General features: G+C 60.4%; 1 protein-coding gene. It reads right to left on the reverse strand.

Translation table 11 applies throughout. The features are described from left to right. Window positions 1–1,145, reverse strand: a 1,145-nt coding sequence (locus tag ACMHKJ_RS19280) for an Ig-like domain-containing protein (RefSeq protein ID WP_413496459.1), incomplete at both ends; no start/stop codon positions are given.

The following is a 1,145-nucleotide window of genomic DNA, read 5'->3' on the forward strand; positions in this document are numbered from 1 at the left end:
CCACCACGTACTCACCGCTGCCTAAGGCCGCACTCAGTTTGCCCTGCAGCTGCGGGGTGGTGTCATTGGTGTAGCCGCCGTTTTTCACTTCGCCGGTCAGCGGCGCCACATCATCCATAATAGTGGTAATTTGCACACTCTGGGTCGGCGCGGTCATGTCCGTGGTAATGGTGTAACTGTCTGAGACCGGTCCGAGGTTACCTGCCGCATCTTCCGCATACGCGGTGTAGGCATAGGTGGTGCCGTCTTTCAGCCCGTTATCGGTGTAGCTCCAGTTCAGCCCGTCGTCCGCTACCGTGGCGGTACCGATTTTCACGTTGTCGCGGTACACCGACACCGTTTCACCCGCCGCCAGTGCCATGCTCAGTTTGCCGTTCAGGGTCGGGGTGTCATCGTTGGTGACGCCGCCGTTGTCCACTTTGCCGGTCTGCGGCGCTTTATCATCCTGAATCTCAGTGATGGTCACCACCTGAGACGGTGCGGTGGTGTCCAGCGTCATGCCGTAGCTATCAGAGGCTATCCCTTCGTTACCCGCCTTGTCCGCCACTTTCGCGGTGTACTCATAATGCCCGTCATTGGCGAGATTATCGGTATACACCCAGGTTTTGCCGGTCACTGTCGCGGTGCCCGCCAGCTTGCCGTCACGGTAAACATTCACGCTTTCCGTCGCCGACAGCGCGCCGTCCAGCTGACCGTGCAGGGTCGGGGTTTTGTCGTTGGTGACGCCATTATTGGCCACTTCCCCGATAACCGGGGCCTGGTCGTCGCTGATCCCGTCAATCACCACTTTCTGCGCCGGGGCGGTGGTGTCGAGGTTGATAATGTATTCGTTCGACTCTGCGCCCTGATTCCCGGTCGCATCCCGCACCGCCGCGGTATAGGTATACTGCCCGTCCGTGGTGATGGCGTTGTCTGTATAGGTCCACGCGGTGCCGGTCACGGTCGCTTTGCCGACTTCCGCGCCGTTACGGAAGATAATTACTTCTTCCGTGCCCGCCAGCGCCGCCGAGACTGAACCGGTCAGGGTCGGGGTGGTGTCGTTGGTGTGTCCGCCGCTGGCGACACTGCCCTGCACCGGATCCTGGTCATCCGTAATGTTCAGGATCTGCGTGCCCTGGGAGGCACCGTCGGTGTTGAGCTTGATC

Source organism: Morganella psychrotolerans, from assembly GCF_965118875.1.
Lineage (GTDB): Bacteria > Pseudomonadota > Gammaproteobacteria > Enterobacterales > Enterobacteriaceae > Morganella > Morganella psychrotolerans_C.